At 61.9% G+C, this 22,742-nt stretch carries 25 protein-coding genes; 14 read left to right on the forward strand and 11 right to left on the reverse strand.

Annotation, left to right across the window (positions count from 1 at the left end; genetic code table 11):
- The first annotated feature begins 115 nt into the window (after positions 1-115).
- The 8 genes from tam to AC1MEK_RS14355 all read left to right on the forward strand — a co-directional run bounded on the left by tam (position 116) and on the right by AC1MEK_RS14355 (position 7,182).
- Positions 116-880, forward strand: coding sequence for a trans-aconitate 2-methyltransferase (tam, locus tag AC1MEK_RS14320; protein ID WP_480396934.1), 765 nt, complete (start codon positions 116-118; stop codon positions 878-880).
- Between the two features lie 17 nt (positions 881-897).
- Positions 898-1,401: a cupin domain-containing protein gene (locus AC1MEK_RS14325; RefSeq protein WP_480396935.1), complete on the forward strand. Its 504-nt coding sequence runs from the start codon at positions 898-900 to the stop codon at positions 1,399-1,401.
- A complete protein-coding gene (locus AC1MEK_RS14330) occupies positions 1,398-2,300 on the forward strand; it encodes a LysR family transcriptional regulator (RefSeq protein WP_480396936.1) in 903 nt (300 codons plus the stop codon). The genes AC1MEK_RS14325 and AC1MEK_RS14330 overlap by 4 nt, the downstream gene beginning before the upstream one ends.
- A gap of 123 nt (positions 2,301-2,423) precedes the next feature.
- Positions 2,424-3,413, forward strand: a complete 990-nt coding sequence (locus tag AC1MEK_RS14335; RefSeq protein WP_480396937.1) for a hydroxyacid dehydrogenase — start codon at positions 2,424-2,426, stop codon at positions 3,411-3,413.
- A gap of 13 nt (positions 3,414-3,426) precedes the next feature.
- Positions 3,427-4,125 (forward strand): RraA family protein, encoded by a 699-nt coding sequence (locus AC1MEK_RS14340; protein WP_480396938.1) that lies wholly within the window; start codon positions 3,427-3,429, stop codon positions 4,123-4,125.
- A gap of 83 nt (positions 4,126-4,208) precedes the next feature.
- Positions 4,209-5,495, forward strand: a complete 1,287-nt coding sequence (locus tag AC1MEK_RS14345; protein WP_480397033.1) for a CitMHS family transporter — start codon at positions 4,209-4,211, stop codon at positions 5,493-5,495.
- A 9-nt stretch (positions 5,496-5,504) separates the two neighbouring features.
- Positions 5,505-6,209 carry a TerC family protein gene (locus tag AC1MEK_RS14350; protein WP_480396939.1) on the forward strand — a complete coding sequence of 235 codons (705 nt, stop codon included), beginning with the start codon at positions 5,505-5,507 and terminating at the stop codon, positions 6,207-6,209.
- Positions 6,210-6,396: 187 nt separating this feature from the next.
- Positions 6,397-7,182 (forward strand): sulfite exporter TauE/SafE family protein, encoded by a 786-nt coding sequence (locus AC1MEK_RS14355; RefSeq protein ID WP_480396940.1) that lies wholly within the window; start codon positions 6,397-6,399, stop codon positions 7,180-7,182.
- Between the two features lie 77 nt (positions 7,183-7,259).
- Here the strand turns inward: AC1MEK_RS14355 and AC1MEK_RS14360 are convergent, their stop codons facing one another.
- On the reverse strand, positions 7,260-7,589 hold the full coding sequence (locus AC1MEK_RS14360) for a hypothetical protein (protein ID WP_480396941.1): 330 nt from the start codon (positions 7,587-7,589) through the stop codon (positions 7,260-7,262).
- 225 nt (positions 7,590-7,814) lie between these two features.
- On the opposite strand from AC1MEK_RS14360, the gene AC1MEK_RS14365 reads away from it, so the two are divergent.
- Positions 7,815-8,183, forward strand: coding sequence for a hypothetical protein (locus AC1MEK_RS14365; RefSeq protein ID WP_480396942.1), 369 nt, complete (start codon positions 7,815-7,817; stop codon positions 8,181-8,183).
- A 726-nt stretch (positions 8,184-8,909) separates the two neighbouring features.
- On the opposite strand, the gene AC1MEK_RS14370 is transcribed toward AC1MEK_RS14365, so the two are convergent.
- On the reverse strand, positions 8,910-9,305 hold the full coding sequence (locus AC1MEK_RS14370) for a VOC family protein (protein WP_480396943.1): 396 nt from the start codon (positions 9,303-9,305) through the stop codon (positions 8,910-8,912).
- 261 nt (positions 9,306-9,566) lie between these two features.
- On the opposite strand from AC1MEK_RS14370, the gene AC1MEK_RS14375 reads away from it, so the two are divergent.
- Complete coding sequence (locus tag AC1MEK_RS14375; protein ID WP_480396944.1) at positions 9,567-10,586, forward strand: branched-chain amino acid aminotransferase; 1,020 nt, start codon at positions 9,567-9,569, stop codon at positions 10,584-10,586.
- A 57-nt stretch (positions 10,587-10,643) separates the two neighbouring features.
- Here AC1MEK_RS14375 and AC1MEK_RS14380 read toward each other — a convergent pair whose 3' ends face one another.
- Complete coding sequence (locus tag AC1MEK_RS14380) at positions 10,644-11,855, reverse strand: MFS transporter (RefSeq protein WP_480396945.1); 1,212 nt, start codon at positions 11,853-11,855, stop codon at positions 10,644-10,646.
- A gap of 147 nt (positions 11,856-12,002) precedes the next feature.
- On the opposite strand from AC1MEK_RS14380, the gene AC1MEK_RS14385 reads away from it, so the two are divergent.
- Entirely contained in the window at positions 12,003-13,253 is a 1,251-nt protein-coding gene (locus AC1MEK_RS14385) for a serine hydrolase domain-containing protein (RefSeq protein WP_480396946.1), read from the forward strand.
- A 45-nt stretch (positions 13,254-13,298) separates the two neighbouring features.
- Here the strand turns inward: AC1MEK_RS14385 and gloA are convergent, their stop codons facing one another.
- Complete coding sequence (gene gloA / locus AC1MEK_RS14390; protein ID WP_480396947.1) at positions 13,299-13,826, reverse strand: lactoylglutathione lyase; 528 nt, start codon at positions 13,824-13,826, stop codon at positions 13,299-13,301.
- Between the two features lie 309 nt (positions 13,827-14,135).
- Here gloA and AC1MEK_RS14395 point away from each other — a divergent pair, with 309 nt between their 5' ends.
- Together AC1MEK_RS14395 and AC1MEK_RS14400 are read left to right on the forward strand one after the other, a co-directional pair.
- The gene (locus AC1MEK_RS14395; RefSeq protein WP_480396948.1) at positions 14,136-14,696 is read left to right on the forward strand and encodes a tat (twin-arginine translocation) pathway signal sequence; all 561 of its coding nucleotides are present in this window, start codon (positions 14,136-14,138) and stop codon (positions 14,694-14,696) included.
- Between the two features lie 11 nt (positions 14,697-14,707).
- Positions 14,708-16,276 carry a GMC family oxidoreductase gene (locus AC1MEK_RS14400; RefSeq protein WP_480396949.1) on the forward strand — a complete coding sequence of 523 codons (1,569 nt, stop codon included), beginning with the start codon at positions 14,708-14,710 and terminating at the stop codon, positions 16,274-16,276.
- Between the two features lie 79 nt (positions 16,277-16,355).
- Here AC1MEK_RS14400 and AC1MEK_RS14405 read toward each other — a convergent pair whose 3' ends face one another.
- The 6 genes from AC1MEK_RS14405 to AC1MEK_RS14430 form a co-directional block, all read right to left on the reverse strand.
- Complete coding sequence (locus AC1MEK_RS14405) at positions 16,356-16,826, reverse strand: DoxX family protein (RefSeq protein WP_480396950.1); 471 nt, start codon at positions 16,824-16,826, stop codon at positions 16,356-16,358.
- 16 nt (positions 16,827-16,842) lie between these two features.
- On the reverse strand, positions 16,843-17,598 hold the full coding sequence (locus AC1MEK_RS14410; RefSeq protein WP_480396951.1) for an HvfC/BufC family peptide modification chaperone: 756 nt from the start codon (positions 17,596-17,598) through the stop codon (positions 16,843-16,845).
- The gene (gene bufB / locus AC1MEK_RS14415; protein WP_480396952.1) at positions 17,595-18,428 is read right to left on the reverse strand and encodes an MNIO family bufferin maturase; all 834 of its coding nucleotides are present in this window, start codon (positions 18,426-18,428) and stop codon (positions 17,595-17,597) included. Before bufB ends, AC1MEK_RS14410 begins: the two co-directional genes overlap by 4 nt.
- A gap of 55 nt (positions 18,429-18,483) precedes the next feature.
- Complete coding sequence (locus tag AC1MEK_RS14420) at positions 18,484-18,753, reverse strand: BufA1 family periplasmic bufferin-type metallophore (RefSeq protein ID WP_480396953.1); 270 nt, start codon at positions 18,751-18,753, stop codon at positions 18,484-18,486.
- 277 nt (positions 18,754-19,030) lie between these two features.
- Positions 19,031-19,960 (reverse strand): AEC family transporter, encoded by a 930-nt coding sequence (locus tag AC1MEK_RS14425; RefSeq protein ID WP_480396954.1) that lies wholly within the window; start codon positions 19,958-19,960, stop codon positions 19,031-19,033.
- 221 nt (positions 19,961-20,181) lie between these two features.
- On the reverse strand, positions 20,182-21,039 hold the full coding sequence (locus tag AC1MEK_RS14430; RefSeq protein WP_480396955.1) for an SDR family oxidoreductase: 858 nt from the start codon (positions 21,037-21,039) through the stop codon (positions 20,182-20,184).
- Positions 21,040-21,125: 86 nt separating this feature from the next.
- On the opposite strand from AC1MEK_RS14430, the gene AC1MEK_RS14435 reads away from it, so the two are divergent.
- Positions 21,126-21,545, forward strand: coding sequence for a winged helix-turn-helix transcriptional regulator (locus tag AC1MEK_RS14435; protein WP_480396956.1), 420 nt, complete (start codon positions 21,126-21,128; stop codon positions 21,543-21,545).
- 39 nt (positions 21,546-21,584) lie between these two features.
- Here AC1MEK_RS14435 and AC1MEK_RS14440 read toward each other — a convergent pair whose 3' ends face one another.
- Entirely contained in the window at positions 21,585-22,682 is a 1,098-nt protein-coding gene (locus AC1MEK_RS14440) for an SMP-30/gluconolactonase/LRE family protein (protein WP_480396957.1), read from the reverse strand.
- Positions 22,683-22,742: the final 60 nt, after the last annotated feature.

Genomic DNA, 22,742 nt, shown 5'->3' on the forward strand with positions numbered 1-22,742 from the left:
GGGCTCCCACGCCCTCCGGGCAGAAGCCAGTCGGACCTTACGCTCTTGATTTGTGCTTGCGCCATTCACGCCTTACCCTCATCGGCCATCCTCCTCGATAAAAAGGAAATGCCCGATGAGCTGGTCTGCCAAGCAGTATTCGATGTTCGAGCAGCAACGCACCCGCCCGGTGCGGGATCTGGTCGCTGCCATCCCGACGCAAACCGTCAGTACCGCCATCGACCTGGGCTGCGGGCCGGGCAATTCCACTGAGGTGCTGGCCAAGCGTTTCCCCGAAGCACAGGTCACCGGCCTGGACAGCTCCGACGACATGCTCAGCGATGCCCGCCAGCGTCTGCCCAATCTTGCCTTCGAACTGGCCGACATCGGCACCTGGAACCCTGCGCAGACCTACGACGTGATCCTGGCCAATGCATCGCTGCAATGGCTGCCCGATCACGCCGAGCTGTACCCGCGCCTGGTCAAGCGCCTGAACCCCGGTGGCACGCTGGCGGTGCAGACCCCGGATAACCTCGAAGAACCGGTCCATCGCCTGGCCCGGGAAGTGGCGGCCGATGCTCGCTGGGCGAGCAAGGCTGGCGCTGTAAAGCATCCTGATCGGCATCCCGCCGCCTATTATTTCGAGCTGCTGGCGCCGCATTGCAATGAGGTGGACGTGTGGCGCACCACCTACCATCACCCCTTGGCGGGCGGCCATCAGGCGGTGGTCGAGTGGTTCAAGGGCTCGGCGCTGCGGCCTTACCTGCAAAAGCTTGATGCAGACGAGCAGGCCGCGTTTCTTGAAACCTACCTGCACGCGATCAGCCAGGCCTATCCGGCGCTGGCCGACGGCACGGTGTTGCTGCCGTTTCCGCGTCTGTTCGTCGTCGCTACGCGCTGAGTTTTCGGGAGATAGACATGGCTGACACCGAAGAGGATCTGGCCGCTCGGCTGATTCGCAATTTCAATGACGCGCCGCTCGAAGCCCTGCGCCGCGACCCCTTGTACGAAAGCATGGGCGCCGTGCTGGGCATTGGCACCGCTGCGCAAAAACTCGGCGCGTCGATTGACATCGTCGCCCCCGGCAAGCGCACCTGCCCATATCATTTTCACTACGCCCAGGAAGAAATGTTCATCGTCATCGAGGGGCAGGGCACCTTGCGCGTCGCCGGGAAAATGCTGCCGATCAAGACCGGCGATGTGATGTTCATTCCGCCGGGGCCGGACTATCCGCACCAGATCATCAACACCTCGGACGCGCCGCTCAAATACCTGTCGATCAGCACCCGCGAGGCGCCGGAAGTGTGCGAATACCCGGATTCGGGCAAGTACCTGGCGGCGGCTTCGGTGAACGATCAGCGGGTGTTTCGGGTGGTGCAGCGCAAGGAAGAGTCGCTGGATTACTGGGACGGTGAGCCTTGAGCGTCAATTTGCAGATCCGCGATTTGGCGTACTTCGCCAGGGTCGCCGAGTTGGGGCATCTGGGCCGCGCTTCCGAGGCGCTGCATATCTCGCAGTCGGCGCTGTCCAAGTGCGTCGACCGGCTGGAAGCGGCCTACGGCGCCGAACTGTTCGAGCGCGAAGGACGCGGCATTCGCCTGACCGATGCCGGGCAGCTGTTGCACGAGCGCGCGGTGCAGATCGAACGCATGCTCGACGAAACCCAGCGCCAGACGATGTCGCTGGGCAAGGGCCTGGCAGGCACCATCCGCGTCGGCGCGGCAGCAACCATGGCCGACTCGACGCTGCCCCGCGCCTGCCGCCTGTTGCAGGAGCAGGCACCGGCGGTGGTCATGGAGTTGCAGATCGGCATGAACGACGTGCTCCACGATGCGCTGCGCAAGGGCCTGCTGGACATCGTTATCGGCCCGATGGGCACCCAGGATGACGAACTGCTGGAGCTGCCCATCGGCAACGATGAGGTGGTGGTGGCCGCCAGTACCCGGCATCCGCTGGCCGGTCAGCCCATGGCCATCGAGCAGTTGTGCGAGTACCGCTGGGTGCTATCGGCGCGTTCGGTGGCGACCCGGCAGTGGCTCGATGCAGTGTTCGCCGCACACAACCTGCCGGCGCCGCATGTCGCGATCGCCACCAGCTCGATTGCCGCCGTGCCCAACCTGATCGTCGAAACCGGCCTGCTGACTTTTATTTCGCGGCAAAGTTTGAAGGCTGGCAGGTTGGGCAATGGTCTGCTCGAGCTAAGCAATCCCGTCACCACCATGTCCCGTCGTTTTGGCGTACTGCATCGAGCCGACGCCTATCTGTCCCCGGCAACGCGGCGCTTTATCGAGATCCTGCGCGAGGAAAACATCGAGCTTTAATTGTTTCCTGTTAGGAATGAGTTCTTGAATTTTCACCAATAGATAGCAAGGTTTGTGGCAGGGATACTCACGGCATGCCCGACGCACGGGCGAAAAAAACAATAAGCCGGAGATATCACGCTTATGCCTCATACCATTCTGGTCACTGCGCCGAAGCTGGCGCAGGCAGGCCTGGACCTGCTCAACGCCCAAGGCTGCCGCGTGTTGTTCGTGGCGCAAGGGCAGGGCGCTGCCGACATCGAACACATTCTCCTGAACGAGCCCGTGGATGCGGTAATCTCCCGCACCCTGGATCTGACCGAGCGCGCCATCGCCGGCTGCCCGACCCTCAAGGTGATTTCCAAGCATGGCGTCGGTGTCAGCAACATCGCGGTGGAGGCCGCCACGGCCCGAGGTATTCCGGTGTACGTGACGCCGGGCGCCAACGCGCAGTCGGTCACCGAAATGACCTTGGCCCTGATGTTCGCCGCTGCGCGCCGGGTCAACTGGATGGACCGCGAACTGCGCGATGGGCGCTGGTCGCGGGCCCAGGACGGCTTGCAGTTGAGTGGTCGCACCCTGGGGTTGGTGGGTTTTGGCCAGGTGGCGCGCCGGGTCGCCCGCGCCTGCCAGGCCATCGGCATGTCGGTGGTGGTGTATGACCCGTTGCTGGCCGACAGCGCAGACCTCGACGGCGCCGAGCGCGTGGCAACGCTACACGACCTGCTGCCGTTGAGTCACGTCTTGAGCCTGCATGTGCCGCTGACCGCGCAGACTCGCGGCTTCATCGGCGCCGAGCAGTTGGCGTTGCTGCCCAGGGACGCGCTGCTGATCAACACCGCCCGTGGCGAAGTGGTCGACGAGCCCGCGCTGATCGAGGCCTTGAAAGCAGGGCGCCTGTACGCGGCGGGTCTGGACACCATGGCCGTCGAGCCGCTGCCAGCCGACAGCCCCTTGCTGACCCTCGACAACGTCGTGCTCACGCCCCATGTCGGCGGCTCGACCCCGGCGGCGCTGGCGGCCATGGCCACGGGCGCTGCGCAGAACGTGCTCGGTTACCTCAATGGCACGCCGGTGGCACCGTCGGCCTGCGTCAATCCCGGCGTGTTCAACACTGCCCCCTCAAACCACTGATCCGGAGCGCCTCATGTCTTCCACTACCGAACAACAATGGCCTGCCGGTTATCGCATCAACCCTCGGGTCGAGAGCCTGAGCGCCGAGCTGATCGAAGCCTTTCGCAAAATTCCCGTAGCGGTCGCCGGGGACTGCATGGGCCGCTGCATCGGCGCCCGTGGCCTGTCGATCTACCACGGCGATCTGTCGCTGAAACTCTGCGGCCCGGCTTTCACCCTGCGGGTGCGCCCCGGCGACAACCTGATGGTGCACAAGGCGCTGATGATGGTGCAGCCCGGCGACGTGCTGGTGATCGACGGCGGCGGTGATGTCAGCCAGGCGGTGATCGGCGGGCTGGTGCGGACCACGGCGCTGCGAGTCAAGCTCGGCGGCATCGTCATCGACGGCGCGGTGCGCGATCTTGAAGAACTGGCCGAAGGCGTGATTCCGGTGTTCGCTGCTGGCCACACCCATCGCGGCCCGAGCAAGGACGGTCCGGGGGAAATCAACGTGCCGATCGCCTGCGCTGGCCTGTGCGTGCTGCCGGGCGACCTGGTGCTGGGCGATGCCGACGGGGTGATCTCGATTCCCGCCCAGGACGCCGCCGCACTGTTGCCAAAGACCCTGGCGCACCTGGACCGTGAAGCGGCGATTCGCGAGACCAATCGCCTGGGCACCGCCGACCCTGAGCGATTCGACTCGCTGTTGCGCGGCAAAGGCTTGCCCGTCTGACCCGGCGCCTCGCCAAGCGCGCCTGACCGCAGAAGTCAGGCGCCATCGACCTGTACAACTATAAGAAACAGGAAACGACCATGCTGCTGATGACGCTCAGCTCCCTGATGTTGCTGTCCTTTATTTACTTTCTGATGAGCAAGCGCCTGTCGGCGTTGACCGCTCTGATCCTGATTCCCACGGTATTTGCAGTGATCGGCGGCTTTCACGCCGAGCTGGGCAAGTACGTGATCGACGGCCTGAAGATGGTCGCGCCCAACGGCGTGCTGATGATCTTCGCAATGCTGTACTTCCTGACCATGACCGAAGCCGGAATGTTCGACCCGCTGGTGGCGCGCATCGTCGGCGCGGTGAAGGGCGACCCGGTGAAGATCTTCATCGGCACCGTGCTGCTGGCCTTCGTCGTTGCGCTGGATGGCGACGGTGCAACCATCTACATGATCGTGCTTTCGGCATTCCTGCCGATCTACAAGCGCCTGGGGTTGTCGTTGCCGATGGTCTGCTGCCTGCTGTTGCAGGTCTCCGGGCTGGGCAACATGGTGCCGTGGGGCGGGCCGACGGCGCGGGCAGCGACCGCGATGCATGTGGATGTGGGCGAGATGTTCGTGCCGATGCTGCCGGCGATGGCCGCGTGCATGGTCTGGACCTTCGTGCTGGCCTGGCTGTTCGGCCGCCGCGAGCGGGCGCGGCTGGGTGGTTCGATCGACGTCAATGGCGACTTCTCCGAACTGGGCGAGCATCGCGGCGGTGGCTGGCGCTTCTATTTCAACTGGGCGCTGACCGCTGCGCTGATGCTCGGCCTGTGCCTGGAGCTGTTCCCGCTCAGCTACCTGTTCATGATCGCCGCGTGCCTGGCGCTGGTGGTGAACTTCCCTGGTCTCAAGGAGCAACAGGAGCAACTGGCCCTGCACGCGCCGCCGATTCTTGCGGTGTCGAGCCTGATCTTCGCGGCGGGCGTTTTCACCGGTGTGCTCAGCGGCACTGGCATGGCCAACGCCCTGGCGAGCGGGTTGCTCAAGGTGATTCCTGAGAGTTTCGGACCGTTCATGGCATTGATTACCGCTTTATTGAGCATTCCGGTCACCTGGCTGGTCTCCAATGATGTGTTCTATTTCGGTATCCTTCCGATCCTTGCCGAAACTGCCCAGCATCACGGGATCAGCGCCATCGAAATGGCCCGTGCTTCGTTGGTCGGGCAGCCGGTACACATTCTCAGCCCGCTGGTGGCCTCGACCTACCTGGTGGTGAGCATGCTGAAACTCGACTACGCCGAGAACCAGCGCTTCACCCTCAAGTGGTCGGTCATCAACAGCCTGATCCTGCTGCTGGTGTCGCTTGCGACCGGCATCTTTCCACTGTTCGTTCGATAAGGTTTGTACATGTCCTGGTTCACCGACCCCGCCATCTGGACCGCCCTGGCCCAGATCATCGCCATCGACCTGCTGCTGGGCGGGGACAACGCCGTGGTCATCGCCATGGCGTGCCGCAAGCTGCCCCGCGATCTGCAGGGCAAGGCCATCTATGGTGGCATGGCCGGGGCGATCTTGTTGCGTATCGTCATGCTGTTCTTCGCCATGCAATTGCTGGCGCTGCCGTACCTGAAGCTGGTGGGCGCGATGCTGCTGTTGTGGGTCGGGATCAAGCTGGTGGCGCATCAGGACGACGGCGACGAAGAGATCGACGGCGGCACGCGGCTGTGGACGGCGATCAAGACCATCATCGTTGCCGACGTGGTGATGTCGCTGGACAACGTGCTGGCCGTGGCCGCAGCGGGGGACGGCAACATCTACCTGGTGGCGGCGGGCGTGCTGATCAGCATCCCGGTGATCGTGCTGGGCAGCCGCCTGGTGCTGGCGGCGATGGAGCGGTTTCCGATCGTCGTGCAACTGGGCGGCGCGCTGATCGGCTGGATCGCCGGCGGCATGGTGCCCGGCGACCGTGCGCTGGAAGTGTGGCTCATTGACGCAGGCTGGGTGCACTACCTGGCCAGCGCCATCGGCGCGGTGATCGTGCTGGTGGTGGGGGCATGGATGCGTCGACGTGGTGCGGTTGAGCCGCAGCCCCAGCATCAACATCGTCCTTAGCAGCCGGGCTTGCCCGCGGGTCGTCCTCAAGATCGCCCCGCTGGCAAGCCGTGCTGCTACGGGGCGTGATGTCCGTTAGAGGATTACAAACGGTTATAACGATAGATCCTTTCGATCTACGTTGTTTATAAGAAACCCGTTATCCTGCCCGCCGGATTTTCAGCTTATGCATTTTGGTCAGGCAATCATGGATTTCGGGAATATAGGTTTCGTCGTCGCGGGCCTCGTGGTCGGCTTTATCGTAGGCATGACCGGCGTGGGCGGTGGCTCGCTCATGACCCCGATCCTGCTGTGGTTCGGCATCAACCCGGCGACCGCCGTGGGCACCGACCTGTTGTACGCCGCCATCACCAAGAGCGGCGGGGTGCTGGTACACAAGAAGAACGACAACATCGACTGGCGCATCACCGGCTGGCTGACCCTGGGCAGCGTGCCGGCCGCCGGGGCCACCTTGTTGTTCCTGCACAGCCTGCACACCGCGCCCGAGTCGATGAACGCGGTGATCAAACAGGCGCTGGGCTTCGTCCTGCTGCTGACCGCGCTGGCGATCTTCTTCAAAAAACGCCTTTTGGCCTTCGCCCATCGCCATGCCGGTGACCACTATCGCCTGAGCGACCGCAGCCTGAGCATCCTCACTGTGCTGACCGGCGTGCTGCTCGGGGTGATGGTGGCGCTGACCTCCATCGGCGCAGGCGCGTTGGGCACGGTGGCGTTGTTCATTCTCTATCCGTTCCTCGACACCCGCCGGCTGGTCGGCACCGAGATCGCCCACGCGGTCCCGCTGACATTGGTGGCGGGGCTGGGTCACGCGACCATGGGCAACATGAACTGGCCGATGCTGGGTTTTCTGCTGATGGGCTCGCTGCCAGGCATCTATATGGGCAGCCACCTGACCGGGCGGATTCCCGACGGCGTTCTGCGCCCGTTTCTGGCAATCATGCTGATTGCTATCGGTTATAAACTGGCGTTCTGATCCACGCCAAATGACAAAACGCCGCTGATCCCCGTCGTGGAGGGATCAGCGGCGTTTTCGTACGGCGGTTACGTCAATCAGCAGAGTTTGTCGATGACCCGCACGCCCGCTTCGTGGCGTGCCTGACCCCACTCACTGCTCAGGGTATCGAGCACCCGGCCGAGGAACTGCTTGTCGGCCGCGGCCTTCTTGCCGACGTAGCCCTGGCCCTTGCGGTACATCTTCAGGCGCGCACGCATGTGCGGGTGCTGATCGTCGAACTCCTGTTCCTCGGTACAGGCGCCCAGGCCTTCCATGTGCACGTTGCCTTCCTTGCAGACCCAGAGAATGTGGCTGTCGAGGGAGTCCTTCTGTGCAGCGAACAGTCGAGCCAATTGGTCGATGGTAGGTTGATTGTTCAAGTTCATGATTGGATACCCCTGTTTGCTCACGATTAATCTATCTGGTTAGTTCATGCGTTATGGCGAATCATCCATCGGTTCGCAGTCCTTCGTTGCTGACATATAAGGTCCGTCGATACACAGAGCCGGTGCCGGGCGGCGTGGATGTAGTGTCGATGAGGGGCTGCTACAGCAGGAGCGGAGCAAGGCGGGGGAGAAACAGCGGACGTCCAGAGACACTGGCGACGATGCGTGGTCGACCACAAGTGTCATGAGGATGTTTCGCCAGCGCTCGGCCCAGTCGAGTCGATCCTGCCGGTTCAGCTTCATCAATCTGCCTTGTGGGCAGCACACATCCAGAGGTTGTTCGACGGCTACGTCGAAAGGTCCCGGAATACTTTTGCCAGCTCTCCCGATCGGGGAGACGGCTTCACTATGCAGGTGCGGAAAACCTTCGTCAACAGTTTTGTAGTGAAATATTTCATTAACTACATTTTTTGTAGTTTTGATACCGGAAAGGCTTTTCGTGACTACAAAGTCACTGGTTGTGCGGGTTTCGGGGTGGTGCAGGTGTCGTGGTGGGGTCTGATTGCTCTGTTGACGCTGATGGGGTCTGGCTAACGCCAGACCTGTTTCGGCTTCGCCGAGTTACTTGGAAAAGACCCCCAAGTAACCAAGGGGTCTTGCTCCTGGTTTGGCCCGACTTCGTCGGGTCCCTTCACTCCGGTCTCGCTCCGTGGGCCCGGCGTGAAAGGGCCATCCATGGCCCACACGCCTCTTGCCGCATCCATGCGGCTCGACCCACTCCGCGAGACCTCCATTCAGCCTGCACCCAAGTCGCGTTTTGTGGTGTTTGGACGATCGCGCACCAAGATCAAAATCAAAAGCGGATGTACACCGTCCCGTAGCAGCACGGCTTGCCGGCGGGGCGATCTTGAGAACGACCCGCGAGCAAGCTCGGCTGCTACGGGACTGAGTCCACCGCACGCTTTTGATTTGGCTTTTGTTCTTAGTGCGCAACAGTCCAGACGACACAAATCGCGACTTGGGTGCAGGCCGAGCGCAGGTGATGTGGAGTGGGCCAAGCGGCAGGATGCCGCGCGAGGCGCGGGGCCATGGATGGCCCATTCGCGCCGGGCCCACGGAGCATCGCCGGAGGGAGGGAACCCGACGAAGTCGGGCCAAACCAGGAGCAGGACACCTTGGTTACTTGGGTGTCTTTTCCAAGTAACTCGACGAAGTCGAAACAGGTCTGACGTTAGGAAGAGCGCTCTTGATCCTGGTCTGGCGTTAGCCAGAACAAAAAACGCAAACACACCCGAAACCCAACAGATGTACACGAAAAACCTAAACCGCCAATTCCCGGAATTGCACCACATTCCCCTCCGGATCAAACCCGTCACACGCCACAAACCCCCGCGCCCGAAACTCCCCGGAAGCATCATCCACCTGCCCACCCAACGCGATCGCCTCAGCCCGCGCCCAGGCCAGGCTGCGTACCGGAAACACCAGCTTGATCGCCGTATTCTCCCGACGCTCGGGCGGCGAAGTAATCTCGATACGATTAGCCACCGCCTTGGGAATCCCGTGAATCACCAACTGATACACATCCGATTCCAGCACAATCAACCGAGGCTCGGTCACCGTCTGCACCATCCCCAGCAACTCACGATAAAAACCGGCCACCCTCGGCAAATCCTTGGCAAACAAGACAGCGCCATGTTTCGGCAAATCGGCTGACATCATGACGCTCCCTGACGTGATAAAGGGCCATTCTGCCCACCCGCGTTGACAACAGCAAAGCCCGTCACCGCAGATGATTTCGACCGATCGCGCAGGATTCATCAGATTAAGTGGCAAGAGGGCGGTTTGCCGGACAAAAAATCAGTAATATGGCGCAACATCGCAGCGGCCGCGTCTTGTACCGCGGCCTGCGCGACCCAATTGAACAAACGCCAGCCCCCTTCGCACGAGAGGCGCGCTGGCCAGGAAATAGAGGGTGTCATGGGTAACGAAAGCATTAACTGGGACAAGCTGGGTTTCGACTACATCAAGACCGACAAGCGTTTCCTCTCCGTGTGGCGTGATGGCCAGTGGGACAAGGGCACCCTGACCGAAGACAACGTGCTGCACATCAGCGAAGGCTCCACCGCGCTGCACTACGGCCAGCAGTGCTTCGAGGGCCTGAAGGCCTACCGCGCCAAAGATGGCTCGATCAACCTGTTCCGCCCGGATCAGAACGCCGCGCGCATGCAGCGCAGCTGCTCGCGCCTGCTGATGCCGCACGTGCCGACCGACATGTTCATCGAAGCGTGCAAGGAAGTCGTCCGCGCCAACGAGCGTTTCATTCCGCCTTACGGCAGCGGCGGCGCGCTGTACCTGCGTCCATTCGTGATCGGCGTCGGTGACAACATCGGCGTGCGCACCGCACCGGAGTTCATCTTCTCGGTGTTCTGCATCCCGGTCGGCCCGTACTTCAAGGGCGGCATGAAGCCGCACAACTTCGTGATCTCCAGCTTCGACCGCGCCGCGCCTCAGGGCACTGGCGCGGCCAAGGTCGGTGGCAACTACGCGGCCAGCATGATGCCGGGCAGCGAAGCCAAGAAGAACGGCTTTGCCGACGCGATCTACCTGGACCCGCTGACCCACTCGAAGATCGAGGAAGTCGGTTCGGCCAACTTCTTCGGCATCACCCACGATGACCAGTTCATCACCCCGCGTTCGCCCTCGGTCCTGCCAGGCATCACCCGCCTGTCCCTGATCGAGCTGGCCGAAACCCGTCTGGGCCTGAAAGTCACCGAAGGCGAAGTCTTCATCGACAAGCTGGACCAGTTCAAGGAAGCCGGCGCCTGCGGTACCGCTGCAGTGATCACACCGATCGGCGGCATCAGCTACCAGGACAAGCTCCACGTGTTCCACAGCGAGACCGAAGTCGGCTCGGTGACCCAGCGCCTGTACAAGGAACTGACCGGCATCCAGTTCGGCGAGATCGAAGGCCCGGCAGGTTGGGTCGTCAAGGTCTGAGCCTGACGCCAGGTAGACATAATAAAAAACCACCGCCTCAAGGGCGGTGGTTTTGTTTCAAGCGGGGGAAAAGTCTGTCCGCATTCGCCATGCCAACCGCGCCACCGTGATCGACCAGTTCAACACCGCCACCCCCAGCAAAATCCCCAGCATCGTCGCCAGTCCATGCTCGACGATCACCTTGCCCGCCAACCACGGAAACCCGAACACCCCGATGAAATACGCCAGGCTGAACAACAGCAGCGATTGGGTTGTGGTGCCTGCCGGCGCTTCGTTGGCGGCCAGGCCATTGATCACCGAATAGGTCAGGCCATAACCGATGCCCAGCACGATGGCGGCCAGCAGATAACCCGCGCCAGTGTTCACCTGAAAGAGAAACATCAGCACCGACACCACGATCAACCCCGACAACAGGCACGACATGACATATGGATCGCGCCTGACCACAAACCCCGCCACCAGCATCCGTCCGGCGATGGCCGCGCTCATGAAGCCTGCGAAGAACAGCGAATAATCCAGCGAACGCGCCTGAGCGTAGCTGGTCTGGAAACTGGACAGCCCGCCGAAGATGGCACCGCCCAGGCCAACCATGAGGATCGCAAATACCGCTTTGGAGCGCAGCACACGCACCGCGCCTGACAGTGACAGTTTCGAGGCCACCGCGCCGGAGCGGTCGGGCAGACGTTGTAGCGCCCCGGCCAGGCGCCAGAACAGCACAACCCCGATCACGCTGGCCAGTGCCGCCGCGATGAACGCCCAGGTCACCGGCAACCCGGCCTGGCTCGCCAGCCGGCCGAGCAACGGCGCCGAGCCGATTCCGCTCATCATGCTGCCCGAGAGCAGCGCGAAATAGCGGGCGCGCAAGGCCGGTTCGACCATCATCGCCACCATGATCGGCCCCAGGGTGTAGAACACGCCCCAGCCGATCCCCAGCACGAAACCGAACAGCATCATCAGCGGCAACTGGCTGGCACTCGACGCGAAGCCCAGGTTGGCGACCACCAGGGCCATCCCGCACAACGCCACCGAGCGGGCAGCACCCAGGCGGTCGCTCAAGTGGCCTGAAAAAATCACCGAAATGAAGGTACTGACCATTGCCGCCGAGATCACCGTGCCTGCGTTCTTTTCGTTGCCGCCGTGTGCGCTCATCAACAACGACAGCAGGAACGTCGAGCCATAGGCCATCGACAGCAGGTAGCTGGCCAGGCAAAACAGGCTGAACAGGCGGGTTGAGGGCTTGGGTGCGAGGAGAGACGGGTGTTCGATCATTTGAATTGTTCTGTGCGAAAAAACGAACATTCAGTGTGATGGCTTGCAAAGTTTTGTCACATCCAGAATTACAAAACCAAAGTTCAGAAATTCTGTAACTGTATCGTGCTACTTCGTTCCCACGAGAAAACCGCACAAGGAAGTCTCATGATTGCACGCGTTGTTTGCCGTCCGTTGCAGTGCGTCCGCCCGCTGACCCTTTCCCTGAGCCTCCTCGCTTCGAGCATCACGCTCAATGCAGGGGCCGATGCCTACGAATACCCGCATGCCCACGAGCCAATCGGCACCGTCGAACAAATCTACGAAGGCACGATGCTGCCGGATCTGGCGGTCAGCACCTACCGCAACATCGACCGGCTGTTTCCCACTCGTACTATTGCGGCAGGCGGTCATCCCTACGCATTGCCGCAGTACCACAAGCAACTGGAAAACGTGCAGTTCACCTGGCAGGGCAAGAAGTACGACCTGTTCGACTATGTGGCCCTGGACAGCGTGACCGCGATGCTGGTGCTCAAGGACGGCAAGATCGCCTACGAGATCTATCAGTTCGGTAACACCGAAAAAACCCGCTGGATGTCGATGTCGGAGGCGAAATCCATTACCTCGACCCTGACGGGGGCGGCGATTCGCGACGGCTTGATCAAGAGCGTCGATGAACAGGTGACGGACTACGTGCCACGCCTGAAGGGCACCGCTTACGACGGCGTGACCATCCGCAACGTGCTGATGATGGCGTCCGGGGTGAAGTGGAATGAAGCCTTCACCGACCCTGACTCGGACCGTCGGGCCCTGCTCAAGGCGCAGATGGCACAGACACCGGGGGCTGCGCTGGCGCTCATGGCCAGTCGACCACGGGCCGCGGAACCGGGGACAGTCAACAACTACAACACCGGCGAGGCGCAGGTACTGGCCGAGGTGGTACGCAATGCAGTGAAAATGCCGCTGGCCGATTACTTCACGCAGAAAATCTGGCAGCCGCTGGGCATGGAGCACGACGCCAAATGGTGGCTGGATTCCCCCGGTGGCATCGAAATCGGCGGCAGTGGTATCAGCGCCACGCTGCGGGATTTCGGGCGTTTTGGCATGTTTTTCATGAACGAAGGGAAGATCGGCGGCCAGTCGATTCTGCCCGACGGCTGGGTCAAACAGGCCACCTCGCCAACCACCCTCAAGAATGGCAAGCCGCTCGCCTACGGCTATATGTGGTGGCCGGCGCAGACCGAGCAGTCGATCAAGGATGGTGCCTATTCGGCCATCGGCATGCAGGGCCAGAACATCTACGTCAATCCGGCGCAGAAAGTGGTGATCGTCACCTTCGGCGCCCAGCCCAAACCACTGCGACGGACGCTGGTGTCGCCGGTGGCGTTTTTCGATGCGGTGGTTGCGGCGCTCGATTGATGTACAAACCATAGCCGCCCGGGGCAGGGCGGCTGTGGTGCAGCCTCACTGCCCCAGCTTGCCCAACAGATCGGCCTGGACGATCTCTACCCAGTACTCGTCCGGATCGCTGATGAAAGCCACGTGTTTCATGCCTTTATCCAGACGTTTGACGAACGGCACGCCCAGCGACTCGAAGCGCGTGCAGGCCGCCTCGATGTCCGGCACCGAGAAACAGATGTGGCCGAAACCGCGCGGGTCCTTGTTGCCGTTGTGGTACTGCGAATCGTCGCTCTCGCTGCCCCAGTTGTGGGTCAGCTCCAGCACCGACTCGCGGCTGAAGGTGTAACTCATGCGCCCCGCGACATCCTCCGGCACATCACTGCCCTTGGTCATCGCCAGGAAAAACAGCGAAAACTTCGCCTCCGGAAAATCCACCTTGCGCAGCAGACGCATGCCCAGCACGCGGGTGTAGAAATCCAGCGAACGCTCGGGGTCCTTCACCCGCAACATGGTGTGGTTGAACACGTAATCCTGGGTGACGGCATCGGGCGAGGTGCACACGCCGGGTTGGGTTTCGCTGAGGAAGGACATGGCAGGGATGCTCGAAAATGGGAAAGGCCTCAGTTTAGAAATCCCAGCGGTTGCAGGGGTAATACCGGACTACTACGAGCGCCGCCGCCCCGTAGCAGCACGGCTTGCCGGCGGAAGCGATGTGTCAGTTAACGAGTGTGGTGCTGACACACCGCTCCCGCCGGCAAGCCGTGCTGCTACGTTCCGTGTTCTTCGACCCAACAAGGCACATCGTGACGTAGTAGCTCGTTATTACCTCCCCCCATGTCGCGCTACTACTATCAAATCAGCTCTATCGCACCGACAACAAAAATAACAAGGACAAAAGCCATGAGAGACCTGATGCTTGATCGTCGCCGCTTCCTTCAAGGCAGTGGCGGATTGCTGTTGGGAACCCTGTTGTTCACCTCCGGACCCATTGCCATGCTGGCGCCGAGCAGGACCTGGGCGCTGGAGATGGCCTCGCTGGACAGTGCCACCGGTAGCAAGCTGTTGCTGGTGATCCGCCGAATATTCCCTCACGACACCATGGAAGATGCGGTTTATGCATTTTCCGTCAAGGCCCTGGATGAAAAGGCCGCCCAGGATCCGGGCGTCGCCGATTTGCTGAAAAAAGGGCTGGCCGATCTCGACCAGCGCTCCGGTGGCGACTGGAGCAAGCTCGACGAAGACAAGCAGACCGGCATGCTCAAGGCGGTGCAGGGCGAGCCATTCTTCGCGCTGGTGCGCGGCACGGCGGTCAACAGCCTGTACAGCAACGAACTGGCCTACAAGCACTTCGGTTATGAAGGCGCGTCATTCCCCAAAGGCGGTTACATCCATCGCGGCTTCAACGACCTGAAATGGTTGCCGAACCCGCCTGCCGATGCCAGCCCGATCGTACCTGCCTAAGGAGAGTCATCATGACGACTTACAATTTCGACGACGATTCAGTGGTGGTGATCATCGGCTCCGGCGCGGGCGGCGGGACGCTGGCCAACGAGCTGTGCCAGAAGGGCGTGCCGGTGGTGTTGCTTGAAGCGGGCGCGCGGCAGTCCCCGGGCACCTTCATCAATGATGAATGGCCGTCGTTTTCGCAGCTGTCCTGGGGCGACATTCGCACCACTTCCGGGTCCTGGCGAGTGGCCAAGGACTTTCCCAACCTGCCGGCCTGGATCTGCAAGACGGTGGGCGGCACCACCACCCACTGGGCCGGCGCCAGCCTCAGGTTCCAGGAGCACGAGTTCAAGGCGTTGCAGACCTATGGGCCGGTACAAGGCGCCAACCTGCTGGACTGGCCGGTGACTCTGGCTGAGCTCGAACCCTATTACGCCCGTGCCGAAGACAAGATGGGTGTGACCCGCACCAACAATATTCCGGGCCTGCCGGGCAACAACAACTTCAAGGTGCTGTACAACGGCGCGCAGAAGATGGGCTACAAGGAGTGCTCGACCGGGCACATGGCGATCAACAGCCAGCCGCGCAAGGACCGCGCCGGTTGCCAGCAACTGGGTTTCTGCTTCCAGGGCTGCAAGATGGGCGCGAAGTGGTCGACGCTGTACACCGAAATCCCCGCTGCCGAAGCCACCGGCAAGCTGGAGCTGCGCCCCCAATGCCACGTGGCGAAGATCGAGCACGACGACAAGGGCCGGGTCAACGCCGTGGTGTATTTCGACGCCCAGGGCAAAGAGCAGCGGCAAAAAGCGCGGGTGGTCGCGGTGGCCGGTAACTCCATCGAAACCCCGCGCCTGCTGCTCAACTCGTCCAGCAGCCAGTTTCCCCATGGCCTGGGCAATGGCGCGGGGATGGTCGGCAAGCACTACATGCGCCATACCACCGGCAGCGTGTTCGCCTCGTTCAAGGAAGACGTGCATTTCTATCGCGGCACCATCATGGCCGGGATCATCAGCGACGAGATCATTCACAAGCCCGAGCGCGGGTTCGTCGGAGGCTATGAGATGGAAACCGTGTCACTCGGCCCGTCGTTTCTGGCGGCGTTCTTCGACCCGGGCGCCTGGGGACGGGATTTCACCAACGTCATGGAGCAGTACACCAAGTTGGCGGCGATGTGGATCGTCGGCGAGGATATGCCTCAGGAGAGCAACCGCATCACCCTCAACGACGGGGTCAAGGACCGGTTCGGCATTCCCGTGGCCAACGTCCACTACGATGACCACCCCAACGACGTGGCGATGCGCGAGTACGCGTTCAAACAGGGCGAGGCGTTGTATTCATCGGTGGGCGCGGTGCAGACCTTCCGCGTGCCGCCGTACCCGTCGACGCACAATCTGGGTACCTGCCGCATGAGCGAAAAGGCCCAGGACGGGGTGTGCAACAAGCATGGGCAGAGTCATGAAATCCCTAACCTGTTCATTTCCGACGGCAGCCAGTTCACCACCAGCGCAGGGGAAAACCCGACCTTGACCATTGTCACGCTGGCGATCCGGCAGGCAGATTTCATCGCCGATGCGTTGAAGAGCAACGCGATCTGACCGCAGGAGAAACACCTTCGCGAACCGGCTGCAGCGGTTCGCGAAGGTGTGTTCCGGGATGTGAAACAAGGTGATGAGCTCACCTGATACCAAGCCGATTATCCAGAGACAGCTTGCCCGCTCCCTTGGCGATGATGATCAGCAGCAGCCCGGCCCAGGTGAGGTGGATGGCCCAGGCATCCGGGTAGACGAATACTTGAATCACTGCGGTCATAACCAGCAACGCCAGTGCCGACACCCGGGAGAACAGGCCCGCCACCAGCAGCAGCGGAAACAGATGCTCGGCGTAGGTTGCCAGATGGGCTGCGATAACCGGGGAAATCAGGGGCAGGTCGTATTCGGTGCGAAACAGCGAGATCGTACTGTCGGACACGCTCAGCCAGCCGTCGACCTTGGTCCGGCCTGACATCAAAAACACCCCGGCGATGGCGATCCGAGCGATGAATGAGAGCAGTGAGTCACTCACCCATCGATTGAGGTGCTCAGTGAGGCGTTGCCAGCTGGCGCGAGGGCAAAAGTGCGGTGAAGTCGGGTGATCAGAAGAGGGCATGGCATTCTCCAGGGAATCATGAAAGGTCGGTCGCCGCGAAGACATCCGCGCTGACCAGTCGTATGAGTGAAGTGATGATGTCCAGCGATGGCTGGGCTTCAATGGCCTGGCATGCTGCCTGCTCGAATGTTGCGCCGGCTGCACAGGCGTTCAGGAAGGTGCACTCGCCAGCGTCGATGCGATGCCAAGCGACTACGCCCGCGCTGCGCACGAGCAGCGCGCCTTCGTCTTGCCACTGAAGGGCCTCGGGCAGATCGCGACGTTCGCGGTTGTGCTGCCAGATCGTGAACACCGGTTGTTCGGCAAACCATGCCCAGCGAGAGGCCGCGCGGGGCTGGAGTTGCAGTGAGTTCAGGCGATCAGCAGGCAGACGGCCCAACGCGCGCACGTCCAGCCCTGATTGATCAGCCGCGGTATGGCATTGGGTCCAGAGCAGGTCCAGCCGCGCGATGTTGCCCAGATAAGGCAACTGCCTCGCATGTTCGAAGTGATCGAGAAAGTCAGGGAAATTTTCACCGTGGTAAATGAGCCGACCATCGACGGGAGGGCTTTGCCGAGCATGGCGTGCAGCGGCCGCCATGAACCACTCATTGCCCACCAGGCGCTCCACCGTCGGGAAGTTCGCCAGCAGGGCATCCACCACGCCTTTATGCACCGTATTTCGGTAAACCTTGAAGCCGGGCTGCGAAGTCAATGCCGTCAGACCCTCGGAATCGTGAGCGTACAGCGCCTGGATGAAGACATCCTGAAACTCGCCCAGCGCCTGGCTCATTGTGCGGCCTGCAAAAGGAGTGTCTGAGCGCGTCGGCGCTCCAGAAGCAAATCGGGGAACGGGGGAATCTGTTCGTCGCGCTCAATCAAAGTAGGGCGCGGGCCGACACGTTCGATCAGGCGCTGGTAGAGGTCCCAGACGGGCTCGGCGACCGGGGTGTCGTGGGAGTCGATCAACAGCCCTGTGCCGCCTGGGTCGGTGGTATGCCCGGCCAGATGAATTTCGCTGATTGCCTGACCGGGAAAGGCGTCGATGTAGTCGCAGGCGGAGAAGCCCGTATTGCGGGCGCTGAGAAACACGTTGTTGATGTCCAGCAGCAGGCTGCAGCCAGTGCGCTGGACCAGTTCTTTCAGAAAGTCGATTTCGCTCAAGGTGTGCCCCTCGAGGTGCAGGTAGTGGCTCGGGTTTTCGATGGCGATCGTGCGCTGCAGAACGTCTTGGGCGCGCTGAATGTTGTCGGTGATTCGCCGCAGCGATTCGAGTGTTCGGGGGAAGGGCAACAGGTCAGGGTGGTGATGTCCCCTCCAGGAGGACCAGGCCAGGTGTTCGGAAACCAGTGCGGGTTCAACCCGCTCGATCAGTGACTTGAGCTGACGCAGATGGTTGAGGTCCGGTTCACAGTCGGCTGCCAAAGACAACGACACGCCGTGCAGGGAAAGGGGATGGCGTTCACCGATCGCTTCAAGCCACGCCACGCGCGGGCCGCCATCGACCATGTAGTTCTCCGGATGGACTTCGAACCATAGACCCGGATCGTTGCATTCCAGTGCTGCCTGGTAATGGTCGGCTTTCAGGCCAAGACCGGCGTCCAGCCCAGAGGATATGTACATGATCGATGTCAGCCTTTACGCGGTGTGGATGATGGTGGTCAGCGAGAGGCTGCTGTTATTTGGGGCTCAGCGAGCCGTTGCCTTTCGGGGTCTGGATGGAGGTGCAGGTGCCGGCGGGAACGTGCTTCCACGCATCTCCCTGGTAGTCTGTCTTGGCGCTACCGGCGCAGGTGGTGCCAGCACCTGCCTTGCAATCGTTCTTGCCTGCCATCGAGACGCCGTAGCATTTTTCCATGGCCTGGCCCTTGTCGCCTTCGGCAGCGTGAGCGCCTGTGGCCAGGGCGGCTAAAGCGACAGCGACAGCGGTGAATTTCAGGTTGTTCATCAGAGGTACTCCAGTCTTGATAATCGGATGGAGTCCTGGGGCATGAAGGCATGCCCCAAGACTGGTCCGAACACTAGCGGCTGACTGGAGAAGGCACGACTGCGCAGCCGTGCCAATTTGTGTCGACGTTCAGGAGGCGATTCAGCGGGAAAAGCCTCAAGCGCAGGCGTTGCAGGCGTTGCGCAGGGATACGGGGTGGAAGTTTGAGTGTCGCGCCGTTACCCCAGCTTACACATGGGTCGCAAGGGGCAACGGCTCGGTCATGTATGCGACGGCTTTAGCCGTTGATGTAGTAGATACACAGCGACAAGGTCACCAGCGATCCCAGTGTCGAAATCAGAATGGTGCTCGACACCACCGACGCCTCGCGCTTGTAGTATTCGGCCAGCATAAATGGCCCGGTGCCGGTGGGCAGGGCGCTGAGCAGCAGGGCCGAGTTGGCCCACAGCGGCGGCAGGTGGAACACGCGAAAGGCCAGGAACCAGGTCAGCAGCGGATGAGCGATCAGCTTGATCAACACCAGAAGGCTCGTGCCATGGCGCGGGCCTTGTTGTTTCTGGGCCAGGAACAGGCCCAGGGAAATCAGCGCGCACGGCGTGGTCGCAGCGCCCAGCAGACTGAGGAATTTGGTCAGCGGGCCGGGCAGCGCCGCACCGGTGGCCGCCCAGCAGGCGCCAAGAATCGGCGACACCACCAATGGGTTCTTGGCCAGCGCCAGCAACACCTTGAACACAATGCGATGCACATAGGCCTCGCTCTGCAGGCCGACCTCGATGCAGACCAGCGCGATGCCGAACAGCACACACACCACCAGCAGCGAGGCGATCAGCGCCGGTTCCAGGCCGCTTTCACCGAGCACCATCACGCACAGCGGGATGCCGATGTAGCCGGTGTTGGCGTAGGAGGCGCTCAGGGCATCGATGCTGGCGTCGGCGAAGTGCCCGGCTTTTTTGCGCCGCAGCAGCAGGGTGACGACGAACATCGCCATGGTCGAGAGGGTGAACACCAGCACGAACCCAGGGTGCCAGATCTGCTCCCAGGTGGCGGTGGCCGTGGCGTTGAACAGCAGCGCCGGCAAGCACAGCCAGACCACCATGCGGTTGATTTCGGACGCGGCAGTAGCGCCGAGGCGATGGGTTCTGCGACACAGGTAGCCGACCAGGATCAGGGCGAAAATCGGCAACAGCACATTTAAAACGGAGGACATCGGATCCGGGCCTTGGCTCGCTGAAAGTGGCTTTGAAACAAACGGCAAAGGTTACGGTTGGAGATCGTTAGCGTGCAACCTTTCTTGTCCGTCATCGCCGGATTTTCATGCGACACCCCATCTGTAGCAGCACGGCTTGCCGGCGGGTGCGGTGGGGCTGCAACGTATCTGTCGACTGACACACCGCACCCGCCGGCAAGCCGTGCTGCTACGGGACTGAGTCAACCCTTCAGGGCTTCGGTGACGCTTGCCGACAATGGCGTCGTCGCCCGGCCAATCAAGCGGCTCAACTGCTTGCCATCCTCGAACAACGCCCCCTTGGCCGCCGCCGCGTCGGAATCAGCCAGCAACTCTGCCACGAACTCAGGCAGCCCGGCACCGAGCAATGCTGCTTTGAAATCGGCCTGTTGCAGGTCGGTGTAGACCACGGACTTACCCGACTGGCGCGTCACTTCGGCAGCGAACTCGCTCAGGGTGTAGGACGTATCGCCCGCCAGCTCATAGACCTTGCCCGCCTGGTCGTCAGAGGCCGTCAGCACCGCCACGGCGGCCGCCGCGTAATCGGCGCGGGACGCCGAGCTGATCCGGCCGTCAGCGGCACAACCAAAGTGCGCGCCGTGGGCCAGGTCGCCCGGGATCGCGGCGGTGTAGTTCTCGTGATACCAGCCGTTGCGCAGCACCACATGGGGTACGCCGGATTCGGCCAGCGCGCGCTCGGTCTGGCGATGTTCTTCGGCCAGTCCCAGCAGCGAGCTGTCGGCCCGCAGCACGCTGGTGTAGCCCAGCAGCTTGACCCCGGCCTTTTTCGCGGCAGCGATCACGGTCTGGTGTTGGGCGACGCGCTGGCCCACTTCACTGGACGAAATCAGCAGGACTTTTTCGGCCCCGGCGAACGCGCTTTCCAGCGTGCCGGATTGCGCGTAATCGGCCTTGCGTACCTGCACGCCCTTGGCGGCGAGGTCGCTGGCCTTTTCCGGGCTGCGCACGGCGGCGACGATCTGCGCGGCGGGAACCTTCTGCAGCAGTTGTTCGATGACCAGGCGGCCCAGTTGGCCAGAAGCACCGGTGATGACGATCATGATGGTTTCCTTGGGTGACGTTGAATGTGCAGCCAGCATAAACATCATGCTAACCTTTCGTAAGTACGCACAAAAAGGTAAGTGTCATGATCGATATTTCCAGTCCCTCCAGCGAAAACGTTTCATTGCTCGAGCGCATCCGCATGGGTGAAGTGCTAGCCCGGGACTGCCCGTCCCGGGAAATTCTCAATCACGTGTGCAGCCGCTGGGGCGTGCTGGTGCTGGTGGTGCTGCTCGACGGTATGCACCGCTTCAGCGAGCTGCGCCGCAAGATCGGCGGGGTCAGCGAGAAAATGCTCTCGCAGACCCTGCAAAGCCTCGAACAGGACGGCTTCGTCGACCGCAAGGCGCTACCGGTGGTGCCGCCTCACGTGGAGTACACGCTCACGCCGATGGGCAGGGAAGTGGCGTTGCAGGTCGATGGCCTGACCACCTGGATCGAGCGAAATCTGCCGCGAATCATGGCCGCTCGCGAAGAGCGGGCGCAGGCGATCGAGGAAACGTAGCAGCACGGCTTGCCGGCGGGAGCGGATGGAGGCGTGTGATCAGAAGTCCGCGCCGCGTGTATTGACGAACAGCGAGTAGATCGAATGGCTGCCCGCCATGAACAGGCGGTTGCCTTCACGCCCGCCGAAGCACAGGTTCGGGCAGCGCTCCGGCAGCGAGATATGCCCGATGGCCTTGCCTTGCGGGTTGAACACGCGCACGCCGTCGAGCTTTTCCAGGTCGGCTTTCGGGTCGCCATTGCCACCCCATCCGCACCACAGGTTGCCGGCCTCGTCGCATTTCATGCCGTCGATGGCCGCGTAGTCCAGGCCTTCGATGTGCTTGCGCCGGGTGCCGAGGGTGCCGTCTTCCTTGACCTCGATGGCCCAGATCAGCCGGTTCGGTTTGGCCCGGCCTTCGACCACATAGAGGATCTTTTCATCCGGCGAGAAGCACAGGCCGTTGGGCCCGTTGAGGTCGTCGATCACCCGGGTGACCTTGCCGCTCTGGCCGTCGATGCGATAGACCGCATGGGGCAGGGCGGGTGTGATCTTGTGGCCTTCGTAGTTGTTGCCGGTCTGGAACGGCGGGTCGCTGAACCAGATCGAACCGTCGCTCTTGCAGACGATGTCGTTGGGCGAGTTGAAAGGCTTGCCTTCGAAATTGTCCGCCAGCACGGTGATCCGCCCGTTGGGTTCGGTGCGGGTGATACGCCGGCCTTCGTTGGTGGTGGTCGAGCCTTCGCAGACGATCAGCCGGCCCTGACGATCGCGGCACATGCCGTTGGAGAAATTGGAGTGCTCGCGGTAGACGCTGAAGGTGTCGGTGATTTCATCCCAGCGCATGATGCGATTGTTGGGAATGTCGCTGACCAGCAGGTAGCGGCCATCGCCGACCCACACCGGTCCTTCGGCCCAGCGCAATCCCGTGGCGAGCCGTTCGACGCTGGCGTTGAAAATGCGCAAGTCGAGAAAGCTGTCGTCCAGGATATGAATGAGCGGATCCGGGTAGCGCTGGCTCAAGGGGTCAGCGGCACTGGCCAGGCGAGGGAGGGTGAGTGTGCCGCTGGCGGCCAGAGCGGCCGAAACGGCGAGGGAGTTTTTCAGGAAACTGCGGCGAGTGTTGCCGCCAGGCACGTCAGAAAGCGTCGAGTCCATGTAGCGTTCTCCGTTGAATTGTTTTTTTACGGGCGCGCTAGTAATACCTTGTGATAGGAC

Source organism: Pseudomonas sp. 2, assembly GCF_056627435.1.

Bases quoted from the DNA above. Each gene is read 5' to 3' on its own strand.
- AC1MEK_RS14375 (WP_480396944.1), top strand. From the start codon at position 9,567: ATGGGTAACGAAAGCATTAACTGGGACAAGCTGGGTTTCGACTACATC.
- bufB (WP_480396952.1), bottom strand. From the start codon at position 18,428: ATGTACATATCCTCTGGGCTGGACGCCGGTCTTGGCCTGAAAGCCGAC.
- AC1MEK_RS14385 (WP_480396946.1), top strand. From the start codon at position 12,003: ATGATTGCACGCGTTGTTTGCCGTCCGTTGCAGTGCGTCCGCCCGCTG.
- AC1MEK_RS14355 (WP_480396940.1), top strand. From the start codon at position 6,397: ATGGATTTCGGGAATATAGGTTTCGTCGTCGCGGGCCTCGTGGTCGGC.
- AC1MEK_RS14435 (WP_480396956.1), top strand. From the start codon at position 21,126: ATGATCGATATTTCCAGTCCCTCCAGCGAAAACGTTTCATTGCTCGAG.
- AC1MEK_RS14440 (WP_480396957.1), bottom strand. From the start codon at position 22,682: ATGGACTCGACGCTTTCTGACGTGCCTGGCGGCAACACTCGCCGCAGT.
- AC1MEK_RS14410 (WP_480396951.1), bottom strand. From the start codon at position 17,598: ATGAGCCAGGCGCTGGGCGAGTTTCAGGATGTCTTCATCCAGGCGCTG.
- AC1MEK_RS14380 (WP_480396945.1), bottom strand. From the start codon at position 11,855: ATGATCGAACACCCGTCTCTCCTCGCACCCAAGCCCTCAACCCGCCTG.
- tam (WP_480396934.1), top strand. From the start codon at position 116: ATGAGCTGGTCTGCCAAGCAGTATTCGATGTTCGAGCAGCAACGCACC.
- AC1MEK_RS14430 (WP_480396955.1), bottom strand. From the start codon at position 21,039: ATGATCGTCATCACCGGTGCTTCTGGCCAACTGGGCCGCCTGGTCATC.
- AC1MEK_RS14370 (WP_480396943.1), bottom strand. From the start codon at position 9,305: ATGTCAGCCGATTTGCCGAAACATGGCGCTGTCTTGTTTGCCAAGGAT.
- AC1MEK_RS14425 (WP_480396954.1), bottom strand. From the start codon at position 19,960: ATGTCCTCCGTTTTAAATGTGCTGTTGCCGATTTTCGCCCTGATCCTG.
- AC1MEK_RS14350 (WP_480396939.1), top strand. From the start codon at position 5,505: ATGTCCTGGTTCACCGACCCCGCCATCTGGACCGCCCTGGCCCAGATC.
- AC1MEK_RS14325 (WP_480396935.1), top strand. From the start codon at position 898: ATGGCTGACACCGAAGAGGATCTGGCCGCTCGGCTGATTCGCAATTTC.
- gloA (WP_480396947.1), bottom strand. From the start codon at position 13,826: ATGTCCTTCCTCAGCGAAACCCAACCCGGCGTGTGCACCTCGCCCGAT.
- AC1MEK_RS14340 (WP_480396938.1), top strand. From the start codon at position 3,427: ATGTCTTCCACTACCGAACAACAATGGCCTGCCGGTTATCGCATCAAC.
- AC1MEK_RS14420 (WP_480396953.1), bottom strand. From the start codon at position 18,753: ATGAACAACCTGAAATTCACCGCTGTCGCTGTCGCTTTAGCCGCCCTG.
- AC1MEK_RS14335 (WP_480396937.1), top strand. From the start codon at position 2,424: ATGCCTCATACCATTCTGGTCACTGCGCCGAAGCTGGCGCAGGCAGGC.
- AC1MEK_RS14395 (WP_480396948.1), top strand. From the start codon at position 14,136: ATGAGAGACCTGATGCTTGATCGTCGCCGCTTCCTTCAAGGCAGTGGC.
- AC1MEK_RS14405 (WP_480396950.1), bottom strand. From the start codon at position 16,826: ATGCCCTCTTCTGATCACCCGACTTCACCGCACTTTTGCCCTCGCGCC.
- AC1MEK_RS14400 (WP_480396949.1), top strand. From the start codon at position 14,708: ATGACGACTTACAATTTCGACGACGATTCAGTGGTGGTGATCATCGGC.
- AC1MEK_RS14360 (WP_480396941.1), bottom strand. From the start codon at position 7,589: ATGAACTTGAACAATCAACCTACCATCGACCAATTGGCTCGACTGTTC.